The organism is Nocardia sp. NPDC052316 (assembly GCF_044547795.1).
Taxonomy (GTDB): Bacteria; Actinomycetota; Actinomycetes; order Mycobacteriales; family Mycobacteriaceae; genus Nocardia.
In genome coordinates, this window is record NZ_JBIUBB010000007.1 from 283930 (window position 1) to 298428 (window position 14499).

The 14499-nt window shown below is 65.0% G+C and carries 18 protein-coding genes; 9 read left to right on the top strand and 9 right to left on the bottom strand.

Translation table 11 applies throughout. The annotated features are described in order from the left end of the window. Positions 1-61 precede the first annotated feature (61 nt). The 5 genes from ACIHA7_RS32795 to ACIHA7_RS32815 are packed head-to-tail and all read left to right on the top strand — an operon-like array spanning position 62 to position 3317. Positions 62-649: a hypothetical protein gene (locus ACIHA7_RS32795; protein WP_397294958.1), complete on the top strand. Its 588-nt coding sequence runs from the start codon at positions 62-64 to the stop codon at positions 647-649. Positions 650-654: 5 nt separating this feature from the next. Next, complete coding sequence (locus tag ACIHA7_RS32800; protein WP_397294959.1) at positions 655-834, top strand: hypothetical protein; 180 nt, start codon at positions 655-657, stop codon at positions 832-834. Next, positions 831-1823, top strand: a complete 993-nt coding sequence (locus ACIHA7_RS32805; RefSeq protein WP_397294961.1) for a copper resistance D family protein — start codon at positions 831-833, stop codon at positions 1821-1823. Before ACIHA7_RS32800 ends, ACIHA7_RS32805 begins: the two co-directional genes overlap by 4 nt. A 56-nt stretch (positions 1824-1879) precedes the next feature. Continuing rightward, on the top strand, positions 1880-2545 hold the full coding sequence (locus ACIHA7_RS32810; protein WP_397294962.1) for a 4'-phosphopantetheinyl transferase family protein: 666 nt from the start codon (positions 1880-1882) through the stop codon (positions 2543-2545). Then, positions 2538-3317, top strand: coding sequence for an alpha/beta fold hydrolase (locus ACIHA7_RS32815; protein WP_397294963.1), 780 nt, complete (start codon positions 2538-2540; stop codon positions 3315-3317). Before ACIHA7_RS32810 ends, ACIHA7_RS32815 begins: the two co-directional genes overlap by 8 nt. Here ACIHA7_RS32815 and ACIHA7_RS32820 read toward each other — a convergent pair. From ACIHA7_RS32820 to ACIHA7_RS32845, 6 genes are read right to left on the bottom strand one after another with little or no spacing between them, the layout of a single operon-like run. Beyond that, positions 3303-4067 (bottom strand): enoyl-CoA hydratase/isomerase family protein, encoded by a 765-nt coding sequence (locus ACIHA7_RS32820; RefSeq protein WP_397294964.1) that lies wholly within the window; start codon positions 4065-4067, stop codon positions 3303-3305. The two genes, ACIHA7_RS32815 and ACIHA7_RS32820, sit on opposite strands and share 15 nt — an antisense overlap. 30 nt (positions 4068-4097) lie before the next feature. Further along, positions 4098-4463 carry a VOC family protein gene (locus ACIHA7_RS32825; RefSeq protein WP_397294966.1) on the bottom strand — a complete coding sequence of 122 codons (366 nt, stop codon included), beginning with the start codon at positions 4461-4463 and terminating at the stop codon, positions 4098-4100. Between the two features lie 59 nt (positions 4464-4522). Beyond that, positions 4523-4930 carry a DUF6157 family protein gene (locus tag ACIHA7_RS32830; protein WP_397294968.1) on the bottom strand — a complete coding sequence of 136 codons (408 nt, stop codon included), beginning with the start codon at positions 4928-4930 and terminating at the stop codon, positions 4523-4525. 30 nt (positions 4931-4960) lie between these two features. Next, positions 4961-5797 carry an ABC transporter permease gene (locus ACIHA7_RS32835; protein WP_397294971.1) on the bottom strand — a complete coding sequence of 279 codons (837 nt, stop codon included), beginning with the start codon at positions 5795-5797 and terminating at the stop codon, positions 4961-4963. Then, the gene (locus tag ACIHA7_RS32840; protein WP_397294972.1) at positions 5781-6740 is read right to left on the bottom strand and encodes an ATP-binding cassette domain-containing protein; all 960 of its coding nucleotides are present in this window, start codon (positions 6738-6740) and stop codon (positions 5781-5783) included. Before ACIHA7_RS32840 ends, ACIHA7_RS32835 begins: the two co-directional genes overlap by 17 nt. A 43-nt stretch (positions 6741-6783) precedes the next feature. After that, complete coding sequence (locus ACIHA7_RS32845; RefSeq protein WP_397294973.1) at positions 6784-7989, bottom strand: acyl-CoA dehydrogenase family protein; 1206 nt, start codon at positions 7987-7989, stop codon at positions 6784-6786. Between the two features lie 189 nt (positions 7990-8178). On the opposite strand from ACIHA7_RS32845, the gene ACIHA7_RS32850 reads away from it, so the two are divergent. Genes ACIHA7_RS32850 through ACIHA7_RS32865 form a run of 4 tightly spaced genes read left to right on the top strand, consistent with a single transcriptional unit; the run spans position 8179 to position 11843 of the window. After that, positions 8179-9660, top strand: coding sequence for a class I adenylate-forming enzyme family protein (locus ACIHA7_RS32850; protein ID WP_397294976.1), 1482 nt, complete (start codon positions 8179-8181; stop codon positions 9658-9660). Beyond that, positions 9657-10901 carry a type III PLP-dependent enzyme gene (locus ACIHA7_RS32855; protein ID WP_397294978.1) on the top strand — a complete coding sequence of 415 codons (1245 nt, stop codon included), beginning with the start codon at positions 9657-9659 and terminating at the stop codon, positions 10899-10901. The genes ACIHA7_RS32850 and ACIHA7_RS32855 overlap by 4 nt, the downstream gene beginning before the upstream one ends. Further along, positions 10894-11139, top strand: coding sequence for a phosphopantetheine-binding protein (locus ACIHA7_RS32860; protein WP_397294980.1), 246 nt, complete (start codon positions 10894-10896; stop codon positions 11137-11139). Before ACIHA7_RS32855 ends, ACIHA7_RS32860 begins: the two co-directional genes overlap by 8 nt. Beyond that, the gene (locus ACIHA7_RS32865) at positions 11136-11843 is read left to right on the top strand and encodes a hypothetical protein (protein ID WP_397294982.1); all 708 of its coding nucleotides are present in this window, start codon (positions 11136-11138) and stop codon (positions 11841-11843) included. The genes ACIHA7_RS32860 and ACIHA7_RS32865 overlap by 4 nt, the downstream gene beginning before the upstream one ends. 56 nt (positions 11844-11899) lie before the next feature. Here ACIHA7_RS32865 and ACIHA7_RS32870 read toward each other — a convergent pair whose 3' ends face one another. The 3 genes from ACIHA7_RS32870 to ACIHA7_RS32880 form a co-directional block, all read right to left on the bottom strand. Next, entirely contained in the window at positions 11900-12739 is an 840-nt protein-coding gene (locus ACIHA7_RS32870) for a cupin-like domain-containing protein (RefSeq protein WP_397294983.1), read from the bottom strand. Positions 12740-12760: 21 nt separating this feature from the next. Then, positions 12761-13837: a DNA glycosylase AlkZ-like family protein gene (locus ACIHA7_RS32875; RefSeq protein WP_397294985.1), complete on the bottom strand. Its 1077-nt coding sequence runs from the start codon at positions 13835-13837 to the stop codon at positions 12761-12763. A gap of 133 nt (positions 13838-13970) precedes the next feature. Continuing rightward, positions 13971-14468 carry an RDD family protein gene (locus ACIHA7_RS32880; protein ID WP_397294987.1) on the bottom strand — a complete coding sequence of 166 codons (498 nt, stop codon included), beginning with the start codon at positions 14466-14468 and terminating at the stop codon, positions 13971-13973. Positions 14469-14499: the final 31 nt, after the last annotated feature.

Sequence of the window (14499 nt, forward strand, 5' to 3'; positions counted from 1 at the left end):
ATGTGGTGCGCTTGGCACGATGTGGTGTGAACCTCTATTCACACGCGAGCTGGGGGCCATAGTGGCAACAATCGGATCCGGCACTGACGCCAGGGAAAAGCTGCAACCGCGCAAGCCGGATTCCTGGGTCGCCCAGATCAACTCGGAGAAGCACTACCAAGCGCTGAAGGTATATATCGCGATCATCGTCGCGCACTGGGTGGAGCACGTCGTCCAGGCTTTCCAGATCTACGTGCTGGACATGCCGCGACCGAAAGCAGGTGGCTTCCTCGGCTATATCGTCCCGGTGGTCAACAAGAACGAGTTGTTGCACTGGACCTATGCCGTGCTGATGATCGTCGGTTTGCTCCTGCTGCGCGGCGGCTTCCAGGCACGGAGCCGGAAGTGGTGGACCATCGCCCTCGGTATTCAGACGTGGCACTTCGCCGAGCATTCCTTCTTGCTCACGCAGTACTGGTCCGGGCTGAATTTTTTGGGAAAGCCCGCGCCGACCAGCATCATTCAGACGTTCTTCCCCCGGGTCGAGCTGCATCTCGTTTATAACATGGCCGTCATGCTGCCCATCCTGGTCGCATTGAGCCTGCATTGGTTCAGCCCCAAGTCCGCTGGCTCGCAGGGCGATTGCAACTGTCGAGCGCATTTCCGCTGAGCATGATGAACGCGCTGAGCCAGTTTCTGGCCGAACACTTCCTTCACTTGATTACCGGCGGATTCATCATCTGGTTCCTGCGCAAGGCTGTGTCGAACGCTGTGCGCCCCGCCGAGGAAGACAGTGCCTCCGCCGACGAGGACACCGAAGCGAACGAGCGCGCAGGCGAGAGCGCTCTTGGATGACGGTGACCGCCCGCGTGATGGTGGCCGGCTGCTGGGCTGCGATAGTGACCGGAGTCTTGCTTGCCGGAGCACAACTCACCGGAATCGCCGAGCCGCCACCGCCGGAGCTGATCGCCTTCGACCCGGGGCCGGTCACCAGGTGGGGCACTCCGTTGCTCCGCTTTACCGGGACGACAGCGGCCGTCCTGGCGGTCGGCACGCTGCTCGGGCTGGTGATACTCGACGGGCTCCCCCGCCATCGCACAGCAGTGGTGTCGCTGCGACGCGCCACGCGCCTGCTCGCCTTCATCGCTGTGGTCGCGCTGATTTTACAAGTGATGCTGGGCATTTCGGCCATCGTCGGCAGGCCCGCCCACACCATCGCGGTGGCGGACTACCTCGCGTGCCTGACCATGCCCGGCATCCTGTATTGCCTCGGGAGTATCGCGGGATTTCTCTGCTTGGCCATACTGATCCGCACCGGGACGACGCCCCTGAATCTGCTCGTTGTCGGCATGGTGGCTACCTGCTTGCCCTACGCGGGTGGACACCCGAGCTCGGCGTCGAATCACGTTGTCAGCCTGGGGATGATCGTCCTGCATGTCCTCGCTGCGGCGCTCTGGGTAGGCGGCTTGGCGATGCTGCTGATCGTAGGTGGGGTCCTCGGCGATCGGGTTGCGGTACGGACCGTGCTGCCGAAATTCAGTCGGCTGGCACTGCCCTGCGGGATCGCGACGGGGATCAGTGGACTGGGCAGCCTGCTTGCCCAGGCGCCCGAAGTAGGCGGCTACTCCCGGAATTATCTCTTGCTCGTGCTCATCAAAGCGATCGGGTTGATCGGACTATTCGGTTTCGGCGCGTGGCATCGCCGGCACAGTGTGCCCGCCACCGTGCCCGACCCGTTGGCCGCGGGCTTTCTGCGGACAGGATTGCGGGAGGTGGCGGTGATGAGCGCCATTATCGCGGTGGCGACCGTGCTGTCGCGTACGCCCCCTGGGACGTTCGAATGAAACCGACCGCTGCCGCACTGCGGCCCGCCGTAACCCTCCGCACGCACGAAGCCCACGTGTGGATCGCCGCCACCGACGAAGTCACCGCCCTCGGCTGTTTGAGCCCCGAGGAGCTGCGCCGGTGGAGTCGGATTTTGCCACGCGAGCCGCGCCGCGCGTTCGCCGCCGCTCATGCGCTCACTCGCCACGCGCTCAGTTGGTGCGTTCCCGCGGTGCGTCCCGCGGAATGGCAACTGCGAGCGTCGAAACCACACGGGCGTCCCGAGATTTCCGCACCATGGCCGGCCGAGCATATCCGGGTCAATCTTTCGCACACCGACGACATGGTTGCCGTCGTGGTCACCCGCGCGGTGCCGTGTGGGATCGATGTCGAGCGACGAACCGATCCATCGACGGTCGCGCGCCTCACGGACCGAGTTCTCTCGGCTGCCGAGTCGGCCAGGATGCACGAGCTCGCGCCGGACACCCGCGCCGACCACTTCTGCCTGCTCTGGACGCTCAAGGAAGCAACAACCAAGGCGCTCGGGAAGGGCTTGAGCCTGCCGTTCGCGACAGTCGGCTTCGATTTCGATGAGCGCGGCCAAGCTCACCGGGCCGACGGGGACCGCGACTGGTCCGTGCGGTCCTGGCGCGCTTCGCCGCAGCACCATGTGTCGGTTGCCGTGCATGCCCCGGCTTTCGACTTCGTTGTCCATAAATTTCCGGAAGAGATCCGTGTCTGAATCACCGCCCTCCCCACTAGTTTTCGTCAACGCACTCGGCCAGGGCGCGGCTGCATGGTCGCGACTTCGTGACCGGATCGGCCACCGTGCGACCTCGGTCTGGAGTCCGGAGTTGGCGTGGACCCGAACCCAGCAGGAAGAACAACTCGCGCGCCTGCTGTCCGGTCGCACAGCTCATCTGGTGGCGTGGTGTACCGGCCCGAAGACCGCACTGCGCGTCGCGGCGGACTACCCGGCCCTCGTCCAATCGCTGGTCTTGCTCAACCCGTCGTTCAAAGGCCCTGGGCGGCCGCTGACTGTCGATACCGAATACGAGTCGGAGTTGGTGGATTTGCTCACTACCGTACGGGCGCGCCCGCGCACGGCCGCGCGTTGGATCGACGCGCTCAACCGCCGTCGCTCGACCGATCCGAGCTCGTCCATCGGCCTGCCCGCGGAACTGGACGACCCGGCTACCTCGGTCTTTCGCGACCCGCCCACCCTGATCGCTTACGCGGAGCGGCATCTGGAATTCTGGGCAGACGATCCCCTCCTGGATCCCCGCGTGCAGGCGGTCGATATACCGATCACCGTGGTGTCCGCAGCGGCGGATGTGGTGGTTGCGGCCTCGGATGCCGCCCGGGTCGCGGCCGCGTTTCCACACTCGAACTCCGTCGTGGTCGGCGGCGGCCACTTCGCCCTGTACACCCACAGTGACCAAGTCGCGCAGGCTATTTCGACCCATCTCGGCGCAGCGAATACCCGGCCGGGATCGCTGTCACTCCCACGGTAGGCGACCCGTCCGCGTCCACCGCTCGATCCGCGGCACGACACCCGGTGCCCGCATCGCACCCGCCAGCGCGGTAGCCGCCCTGGTTCGGGCATCGGCGGGCAGTGGGTCGTAGGTGTTGGTGTACGCCTTTATCCGGGCGATCGTTTCGCGGTCGATCCGCACGGTCTGGCGCGTCGCGGCGGTCGCCGCATGCTCGAGGCGGTCACTCACCTCGTCTACCAGACCAAGCCGGGCAGCGTCGACGGCGGTCAATGTTCGGGCCGACAGGGCCAGGTGGCGCGCCGGTCCCGGTCCGATCCTGCGGCGCAGGAACGGGTACACCGCGGCGGGCAGCAAGCCCCAGAGTGCCTCTGGCAGAGCGAAGGTGGCGTCGGAGGCGGCCAGCACGGTGTCGCACGCGGCGACCAGTCCGACACCGCCGCCGGCGACCTGTCCGCCGACGACCGCGATCGTCGCGACGTCGCCGCAGGCGATCCGTTCGAGCACGGCGAAGAACTCGCCGGCGTCCACTGCCGGTTCGGCGCTGCCGTCCAGGTCGTCGAAGTCCATGCCCGAGCAGAACCATGGACCGCGATGCCCGAGGCGCAGAACCCGGACCTCGGGCGAACGCTCGACGACATCGAGCGCCCGATGCAATGCCGTGATCAACGCGGAGTCGATCGCGTTACGCCGATCGGGCCTGTTGAGAGTGAGCGTGGCAGCAGCCCCCTTGACCACCAGGTCGAGAGGGCTGCCGACGTCCATACCCATTGCCGGATCGGATGATTCGGGGCCGAGGCCTCAGTTCATCGGAGGGGCAATACAGAACGGGTGCCCGGCCGGGTCGAGGAAGACGACCCAGTAGTCCCCGCCCGGCTGGTATTCCGCCTTCACCGCGCCCGCCGCAAGCAACTCTTTCTCGGCGGCCGCAAGGTCTTGGGCTTCGAGGTCGAGATGGAACTGCTGGGGAATCTCGCCCTTGGGCCAGACCGGCGCCGCGAAGTTGTCGACCTTCTGAAATCCCAGTTTGAGGCCGGCATCGTTGGCCAGATACGCCACGTTGTCGTCGCGGTGAACGACATTCCAGCCGAGAACTTTGGCGTAGAAGCCGGACAGGGCGTCATGGTCCGGGCAGTCGAGCGTGGTGCAGGTGTACGACGCGATCATGGGTGGCGACCTCCTGGGTCAGTTGTCAGAGAAATATCCGATGTGCACTTCATAACGAATCAGGCGCGCTTGCTACGGAGCGCCTTGATCACCTTGAGTTCTGCGGACTCGAGGTACTTGCCGTACTCCGGTGAATCCTTGGCGCACAGGGCGATTCGGCCCTGCTCGTCGAAGACCATGCCCCAGCCGTGCGTCCTCGTCAGGGGCGAGGTCCGCAGGCACGGCTGTTCCTTCGCGAAGAACTGGGCGCGCAGGTCGGCCTTCTCCGCCGCACTCACCTCTAGGTCCTGGCGGGCGAACCAGGACTCGAACAGCACGTCTTCCTGCGTATATGTGAAAGGGTGCTCGGAGAGCATCTCGTATTGGATCTGCGCGACGGATCGTGCCGACCCGCGCGGGACCGGCGTCTTTCCGTAATCGACCTTGCAGTCGTCGGCGACTGCGATGAAAGTTCCGGTGTAGTTCATGGCGCCTCCTTCGGCACAGCTGACAATTGGCTAACTTCGACTCACACGACTCAGCAACGCGGTGAGGGCCGCGCCGATACTCAAAATTCCCACCAGAATGATGGCGATAAATGCCGGGGCGAGCGCCGAGGCATTCCAATCCTCGCTGAGCAGGCTGCGCAAGGCCTCGAGGATATAGGTGACCGGGTTGACCGTCGCTACCGCGCCGAGCGCACCGTTCAACTGCTCCTTCGGCAAGAAGGTGGTGGTCAGGAAGGCGAACGGGAAGAACAGAATGGTTGCCGACGCCACGGCGGCCGGACTGGCCGTCTTGAAGGCGATCGCGTAGGTGAATCCCGGGAATACCATGCCCCACAGCGCCGATATCGCTATGAAGACCAAGAATCCGAGGATGCCGTTGTAGAAACCGACGCCGACGATGAACCCCAAGCACAGCACCGGCAGCGTCATCATGGCGACGAGCACGAAGTCGGCGGCCATGGTGCCGATCAGGAGCGCGAGCCGGGAGACCGGCGTCATCAACAGTCGATCGAAGTAGCCCGAATTCAAGTCCGCGACCAGCGAGGCCCCTCGGCTGATGCCGGTCACCGCGAAGACAATGCCGACGGGTAGCTGAAATGCCTTGTAGTCGATCGCGAGTGCCGACTCGGTCAGTTTCTCGAGCGATCCGATATTGACCGCCATGAAGAAGACCGGAATCATCAGCGCCGGGAAAACCGCCTCCGGCTCCCTGGGTAGCTGCCGGATCGACCGCCTGGCGATAACAACGACGTCGCGCAGAAAAGACGAACCCCGCGGCTCGAGTTCCGGATCGACCGCGAATTCTTCGCCGCCTGTTCTGATTTTGCCTTCAGTGGACTGGCTCATGCTCATCCTCCGTGATATGGCCGCCCGTGAGTTCCATGAACACGTCGTCCAAGGTCGGGGTACGCAGTGTGATATCGGTGAGCTCCAGCCCGGCCTGCTGGATCGCGATGGCTACCGGACCGATCGCCTGCGCACCGTCGGAGACCCTGGCCTCGATGCGCTCGCCCACCGTCGATACCGATTTGACCCCGCGGATGGCGGCCAATGGCGCCTCCGCCTGCCGGGCGTCACCTTTGATGTTGGCCACGACGATGTCGTCGCGAACCGTCCGCTTCAACTCCAGCGGACTCCCCTCGGCGACCAGGCGACCGTCGTTGATGATGCCGAGCCGGTGGGCCAGGAAATTGGCCTCTTCGAGGTACTGCGTTGTCAGCAGGATCGTCACCCCGAGCTGTTCGTTGAGTCGGCGAACCTCATCCCACATCTGCTGTCTGCTCCGCGGATCCAGGCCCGTCGTCGGCTCATCCAGGAAAAGCACTGGGGGACGGTGCAATATCGCCGTGGCGATATCGAGGCGGCGCTTCATACCACCCGAGTAGGTGGAGACGCGCTTGTCGAAGTCGCTCCCCAGATCGATGAGGGACTCCAACTCGGCGATCCGCTTCTTGGCTGCCGCAGGCTGCACGTTGTACAACTGCGCCTGCAGGGCCAGCATCTCCCGGCCGGTCTGCAGACCGTCGATCGCCGTGGCCTGCAACGCCGCGCCGATGCGGAGACGGACCTCATTGGGGTGATCGGCGATGTCGTACCCCGCCACCATCGCTCGGCCGGTGGTCGGCAGCAACAACGTGCAGAGAATCCGTACCGTGGTCGATTTGCCCGCACCGTTGGGTCCGAGCAGTCCGTAGACCTCACCGCGCGGGATCTCGAGGTTCAGCCCCTCCAGCGCCACCTTGTCTCGGTAGCTGCGCCCCAGGTTCTCCGCAAGAATCGCGGGAGTCATCGTCTCTTCCTCACTGTCGGTTGAGTCCTGATGCGTCTGGTCGTCACAGCTGGAAGAACAGCCAGTCGTTGGGTTTGCCGAGCATCGCCTTCACGGCCGATTCGTACCTCGCTTGTGAAGCGAAGGCATGCTGGCTGATGGTGTGCGCATCCCGGAAGTACTTCTCCAGTGGACTCGACTCGCGAAAGCCGGTCGAACCCGCGATCTCATGGGTGATCTCACTGATCTCGCGCGCCGTCTCGATCACGAAGCACGCGGCCAGCTGCATGGAGACGCCGTGCTCGGTGGTGACGAACTCCCCGGTCAGCTGGTGCTGCCACAGCTCATCGACGGTGTCGTACAGATAAGAGCGGGCGGCACGGTGCTTGGCCTCCGCCTTACCGAGCTGGCGCTGTACCGAAGCACTATCCCCCAGCAACTCGGTCATGAAGTTGCCCCTTTTCGTCTGGACCAGCCTGGTGACCTCGTCCAAGCTGGCTCTCGCGACACCCAGTGCTGTCGCCGCGAAGGCCGAATGCCCCGACCATAGCCGTGACCGGTACAGCGGTGCAGTGAAATAGCGATTTGGCTCACCGAGCGTCAACGGCGCGACCCGCGCGGCGGGGACGAATACCTGCTGGTAGTAGTAGTCGTGGCTACCAGTTCCCTTGAGCCCGAGCACATCCCAGTTATCGACGAGTTCGCAGTCACGCCGGTCCATCGCGGCAAGCAGCATGACGGGGCCGGCCGGCGTCATCTTCGGCTGACCGTTCTCGATGAGCATGGCGTACGCGGTCACCCAGCTGGCGATGTGCGCGCCGGAGGCGAACGAAGCGCGGCCGGAGATCAGGTAGCCGCCCGGCGCCTCGACCGCCATCGCGGGCGGAAACGCACCACCGCAGATGACCGCGCCCTTGTCGGCGAAGACCTCCTCGACACCCTCGGCCGACAACGCCATCATCGCGAAGGCCTGGCTGTTCATATTGCCCACCAGGAAGCCCGCGCTCGGGTCGACCTTGGACAACTCCTCGACCAAGCGGGTCGCCTCCAGCGGGTTCAATTCCAAGCCGCCCAGCGACTTGGGCACCTGAACCTGAAAAGCGCCTGCCTCGACCAGCGCCGCGGCGACTTGTTCCGGGAGCCTGCGCTGCACCTCCCCTTCGGCGGCGCTCGTCTGCAAGACCGGAATCAATTTCTCCAGCATCTCGTCGACGATCTGCGCTGAAGAGTCGATCCCTGAATCGCGCAAGGCATGTTCGATCAAGGTCATGTTTCCCCACTTGTGGTTCTAGGCGTCGCCTGTCCCTCGGAAGATTAGGGGCGGCAGCCGGACGGGACTGCGCAGAATTGAGCTTTCCGACCAGGTGCGTCCGGCGCTCAACCTTGAGCCACGCACGCACCGCTCGCAGTCATAACCTGCGGTGACAGTCCGTATCCCGGCCACAGTGAGGAGCTTTCCGTGCGTGAGCAGTTGCTGCACGACCTGCTCGATCGTCGGGCGAAGCTGTCGCCGTCCAAGACCGCGCTGCGCTCCGGCGACCAGACGTGGGGTTACGGACGGCTGCGCCAGCTCAGCCTCGGCATGCACGGCTTTCTGCGCGATCTCGGTGTCGATCGCGGCGAGCGCGTCCTGTCCCTCGCCTCGGCGAGCGCGATGGCGGTCCCGCTGGTCTACGCATGCTCCCGCGGCGGCCTCGTTTACGTTCCGGTGTCACCGGAGCTCAAACCGCAACAGCTGCGGATGATTATCGAGGACTGCGGACCGGCCGTAGTGGTCGTCGACTCGGCGACCACCGGCCTGGCCGAGGAAGCGGCGCCCGCCATGCGGCGCATCGACATCGATGAACTCGCCGATGTCCACCGCAGGTCCTCGCCGGGGATACCGCGATCCTCGATATCGTGCGATCCGGTCTGCTTGATCTACACCTCGGGCAGCACCGCGGCACCGAAAGGCGTGTTGTCGACCCATGCTCAAGTTCTCTTCGCCGCGAAGGCAATTCAAGCGCGCCTCAACTACACGTCGAACGACAGAGTCCTCTGTGTGTTACCGCAATCCTTCGATTACGGCCTCTACCAAGCATTCTTGACCACCGACGTCGGCGCGACGCTGTGCCTGGAGCCGCGCGCGGCGGTCGGCGCCTCGATTCTGGCGACGCTCGAAAGAACCGGCGCGACAATACTTCCCTGTGTTCCCACGCTCGCCCAGATCCTGCGACTGGCGGTGGCGCGTTCGGGCGAGCCGCCCGCCCGCCTGCGCATGATCACCAACACCGGCGCGCCCCTCGCTCCGGTAGTGATTCAAGACCTCACCAATCTCATTCCAGGGTTGGCCGTCGTGCGCATGTTCGGCCTCACGGAGTGCAAACGCGTGGCCATCATGCCCCTGGACCGGCTCGGCGAACGCCTCGACTCGGTCGGCTACCCGCTCGAGGACACCGAGTGCTACGTCGTCGACGAACAAGGCAATCGCTTGCCGCCGGGCCAGGTGGGCGAGCTCGTCGTCCGCGGAGCGAATGTCATGTCGGGGTACTGGAACGCCCCTGAGCTGACCGAACAACGATTTCGCCGCAATGTCATGGGCGAGACGCTGCTGTGGACCGGCGACCTCTGCCACCTGGATGACGACGGCTATCTGTATCACCACGGTCGGATAGACGAGCAGTACAAGCAAAACGGGTTCCGCGTGTCGGCAGCCGAGATCGAGGCGGCCGCGCTCGACATCACCGGAGTGCTGCAGGCCGCGCTGATCCCCCCGCACAACGGTGACCAAGCCTGTCTCGTCGTGGTCCGCGAGCCCGACTTGGCGGTGCGCGACGTCGTGGCGCAGCTCGCCGACCGGGTCGAACGAAGCAAGCTGCCGCAGCGCACCGTATTTCGGGACACGCTGCCGATGAGCGTCAACGGCAAGGTCGACAAGAGACTGCTGCGGGAGTCGTTGTGACCGGCGGCCGGTACACCGATCTGATCCGGGAATACGGAACCCCGTTGTATGTCTACGATTTACGCCGAATTCGAAGCTCGTGCGCGGCACTGCGCACGATCCTCCCCGCGGGGAGCAGGCTGTATTACTCACTGAAAGCCAACCCGCACCCTGACATTGTCCAATGCCTGCTGGACCAGGGCTGCGACGTGGAGGTCAGCTCGGAAGGTGAGATCGACGCCGCGCACGCGGCCGGAGCCGACGCCGCACAGGTGCTGTTCACCGGTCCCGGCAAGACCCGATCCGCGGTCTCGCACGCGTTACGGACCGGGGTGCAACGCTTTTCGATCGAATCGGCGGCCGACCTCGACCGGGTCGCCACCGAAAGCCTGGCGAACTCGACCGAGGCAGAGTGCTTGATCCGAGTAAACCGCGACGCTCGGCTCACCGGGAGTTCGTTGACGATGGCAGGCGTCTCCTCGCAGTTCGGCGTGGACGCCTCGGCGCTGCTGGCGCAACCGGATCTCTTCCGCTCGCGCCCAGGTGCGAAAGTCGTTGGATTCCATCTCTTCTCGGGCTCGAACATCACCGCTGCGGACAGACTCGCCGACCAGCTTTCCGACAACGCCGTCCTGGCCGCCGAGCTGGCCGCCGCCATCGGCGTCGAGCTGCGTGAGGTCGATCTCGGCGGCGGCTTTCCCGCGCCGTACGCCGGCCGGGGCGCAGCCATGGATCTGTCGGCGCTGCAAGGACTGGGTGACCGCATCGCCGCGGTGTGGTGCGGTAGCGCCACGCCGCCGCAGATCAGCTTCGAATCCGGCAGATACCTGGTCGCGACCAGCGGATCGCTGATTTCGCGCGTGGTCGACAGCAAGGTGTCCAAGGGCCACTCGTATGTCGTTCTCGAATCGGGTGTGAACCACCTCGGCGGGATGTCGGGGCTGCGCAGGCTCGCCCGGCCCAATCCTGCCGTCGAGATACTCGGACAGCACAACGGTCTGGTGCGTGGATCGCTCGTGGGCCCCCTGTGCACGCCCATAGATTGTCTGTCCAGTGACGTCGAGCTGCCCGCGGTCGCCGAAGGCGCGATCGTCCGGATCCCCGACGTCGGTGCCTACGGGCTCACCGCGAGCCTGATCGCCTTTCTGGGGCACCCGGCGCCGATCGAGGTCGTCATCGACGGCGATGCGGTCGTGTCGGCCAGCAGATTGACCGTCACCCGAGAGCCCGCTCGAACCGCGCTAGGAGCACTACATGAATGAGGAGTTCGTCTCCATTATCCGTGCCCGCCTTCCGTTCCTGACCGACGAGGAGCCGCTGCTACCCGATGCGAACCTCACCGATCTCGGACTCGATTCGCTGCGGACGGTGTCGCTGCTGCTCGATCTCGAGGATGCCCTCGCGATCTCGCTGCCCGACTCGGTCGTCGGGGATCCCGAAACCTTCAGTACCCCACAGCGATTGTGGAAAGCCATCGACGAGGTGCGTGCGAACTCATGACCACACGATCATTCCGGGCGTTCGTCGGAACCGCCGTTGCCACTGTCGCACTGACCGCCTGCGGCAGCACCGATACCGCGACGACTTCCGCGAAACCGACCGTGCCGCAAGTGCAATTGCTGCCCGAGGCCGCCGATTTCCCAGCAGGGACCGAGTACCAGCAGATGAACTCGGCGGCGATCGCCGCGACGTTCACCGAGAGCTACACGCCGCTGCTCACCGGCAGCGTCACCCCGCCGCACTGCGACCAGGCGGCAAAGGCCAACGCCACCAGCGAAATTGCGCTTGCCGAGGCGGCCGATGCCGCGACCGCGATGGACCCGGCGAGCGGAAGCTTCTACATTGTCGAGATCTCCGCCGGGCCTTTCGATTTCGACACCTACGTCAAGAATCGGTCCGGCGCCTGCGCCGAGGTCACCGGACCGATGGGCGTCGGCGGTCGGGTGGTCAGCAGCCACAATCGCATCACGGCGGAGACGGTGCCGGGGCAGCTCAGCGCTGCCGAGGCGGCGATGTACAGCGAGGAGGCGCGCGACACCGCGGCGGATGGGACGACCGCAACGACGCGCAGGCTGGTCGGCATCGCGGCCGTCCGGGGTTACACCTTGTTCGTGGTGGTGCAGGGCGAAAACGTCGCGCAGCAGCGTGGCACCTTCGAGGCGCTCTTCGCGAAGTCCGTCGCGAAGGTCGAGCAAGCGAAGTAGCCGGATAGCGCCGGCGCTCGAAAAAAAGTCGTCGGGCCGAAGCGTGTCCAGGCGAACTAGGCAACATCCATCTGGGCGACGGGCGCGGAAAAGTACCGCAGGGTGGCGTCGTCGGCATCCGAAGCGACGAGTGCCCGGTAGCCCGCGTCGTTGGCGCGGTGGACGAAGTTCCACGTGAGCGACAGGCTCGGCGACAAGGCGACCGCGGCGTGTGGATGGTCCTGCGGGATATAGATGCAGTCGCCGGGTGCGAGAACCACGTCGATCAGCGGCTCGGCCGGCCAGCCGGGCGGCAGTGCGTCGGGCGTATCGATGACACTGCCCAGTGCCTCCGGGTCTCGTGGGGCCGCCGTGCCCGGCCGATACAGCAGAATGCGCTTGTGGCCGATGACCTGACACAGGTACGCATCGCTGCGCCACGGGTCGACATGCCAGCGCGTCATTCCGCCCCGTCCGCACACGAAGATGCCCTTGGCCGGGAACGACTGCCGCACGACATCGGTCCGCCCGCCATAGGCAGGAAAAACAAAGCCGTCGGCCGGGAGCCACTGCGGCGCGTGCCAAAAGTCGGCCAGCGCATCGAAAGCGCTGTCCGCCCACGGCAATCGGGCCTCGGATTGCCTTGTGTACCAACGCAGATAGGCGGGTTGCGCTGTCGGCGCAGCGGAAGTCAGGAAGCGATCGTGGTAATTCCGAAACGTCGATAAGCCGATGAAATCGAACAGGCTGCCGTAGAGCGGGACCCGCTGATCACCAACTCGGGCAACGAGCGTGTCGAAATTCCATGGCGGCGCAATGCGCCACGTGTTCAGACCCTGCCGCACAACGAGCGGTCGTGCAACGGCCAGATGGCGATCGACGAATTCTTGCCTGGTCGGTGGTGTACTGGTAATCATTCGATGTCTCCTGAATGACTGTTATTCGGTCTCCGCCTGCGCAGTGGCCGCCAAATATTGTTCGAGCGGCGTCCGGAACCGCGGCGACACCTTGCGACCGGCAAGGAAGTGCATGACTCGATCCGCCTCATCGGCGATGGCGGTGCGGGCCGCAGCGGTCAGCGCAACGAGCGACTCCCACCGCACGATTCCCTGGGCGTCCTGGCCCCAGCCGCCCACGACGGCACCGCCCCACCACACCGTCGGACCGACATTGCCGGTGCGATCGATGAGACTGTCGGCCATCGCCGGATCCAGATACCAGTCGCGGTGTTTCCAGCCCATGACACTCGGATCGAGGGAAGGCAGCAGGACCGCGCGTCCGGTATCGACGAGACCGTCCTCCGCGACATCGCCGAGAAGCACCATGCCGGTTCGGCCGTGTTCGAGTTCGACTGTGCGAGTGTCGATCTGGGCCAGGGTCCGGGTGAGCAGCGCCTTGCCCCACCCGGTCCACCAGGCCATGTCCTCCAGCGTGGCAGGCCCGTACTGCGCGAGGTAGCCGGCCAGCAGCCACGCACAGGCGGCGGCTCGGTCCACGGGTGCCGAGTCGGTCGACCGCAGCCAGCTGACCTGATTGCTCTGCCACGATCCCATCGGGCTGCCGCGCTCGATCTGCCCTTCCATCGCGAGCAGCCCGAGCACCCGGCTACCGACCGAAACCCATTTCGCCGAGGCTCTGCCCGGTGCCCGAACCTGTTGCGTGAGGCGGGGTTCGAGCTTGCCCAACGCCGCGCCGGACCGCGGTACCCCGTCGGCGAGTACGGCACAGATCGAGTCCGTTACCGATTTCAGCCAAGCTTCACCGAGGTCGGCCGAGGTCAGGAGCTGCAGGATCGCCCGGCGCTCCTTGACAGCGAGGTCGAGGACTACGGCCGCACGCAGCATCGGGACATCGGCACGACTGACGACGAAGACGGTGCGGCGCATCGCATGCATCTTCACGAAATTCCCGGAGCCGAACAGGTCGTCCGACAAGGACTCGGCCGACCCGGGTGCCAACCGGGCGGCCAGCCCCAAGTGCACAGTGGCGGGGTCCGTGGCGTGAAAAGCGACCACCGAGCGGACTGCTTCCGCTACCGAGGCGAATGGCCGCGTCGTGAGACCGTGCCGATGTTGCAGACGCGCGCGCCGCATTCCGTCCGTGCTGCTCGGATTCACCATAGGCGTTGCGGCGCAGGGACCTTCGGCCTCATAGGGCCGCCTGCAGGGGGTTGTGACCGGTCTCCGGAGCGGTAACACGCTCGGCGACGATCACCGGCTGGAGCGGGGGTTTGCCTTCGACGGTGATCGTTTTGTTGAAGTAGTCCGCGAGCGTCTGTCCCTTGCGGTCCCGGAACGGCCGGAACCAGCCGTAACCGAGCGAGAAATAATCGAGGAAGTGCGTGTTCTCGCGAACAAAGGCCTTCCATATGCCGATCGGTTTCCCGCGCCGCTCATCGACGAGCGATATGTCGAAGAACTTGCGTCCCCACGATTGACCTGTGCGCCCCATCCAGATGCACCGATTCACGAACCCGACCATATACCAGATCACGTAGGCCACCGTGGTGATTGCCACGGCCGCCCCACCGCCGATATTGTTCGAGCCCCACGTGCTCACCACGTAGGCGAGAACCAGGGCGATCATGCTGACGTGCATGTCGATGAGCCAGGCGAGGGCACGCTTCGACCAAGGCGCGACTACCATTTCGAAATCCTCCGGGTAGATACCGTCGATG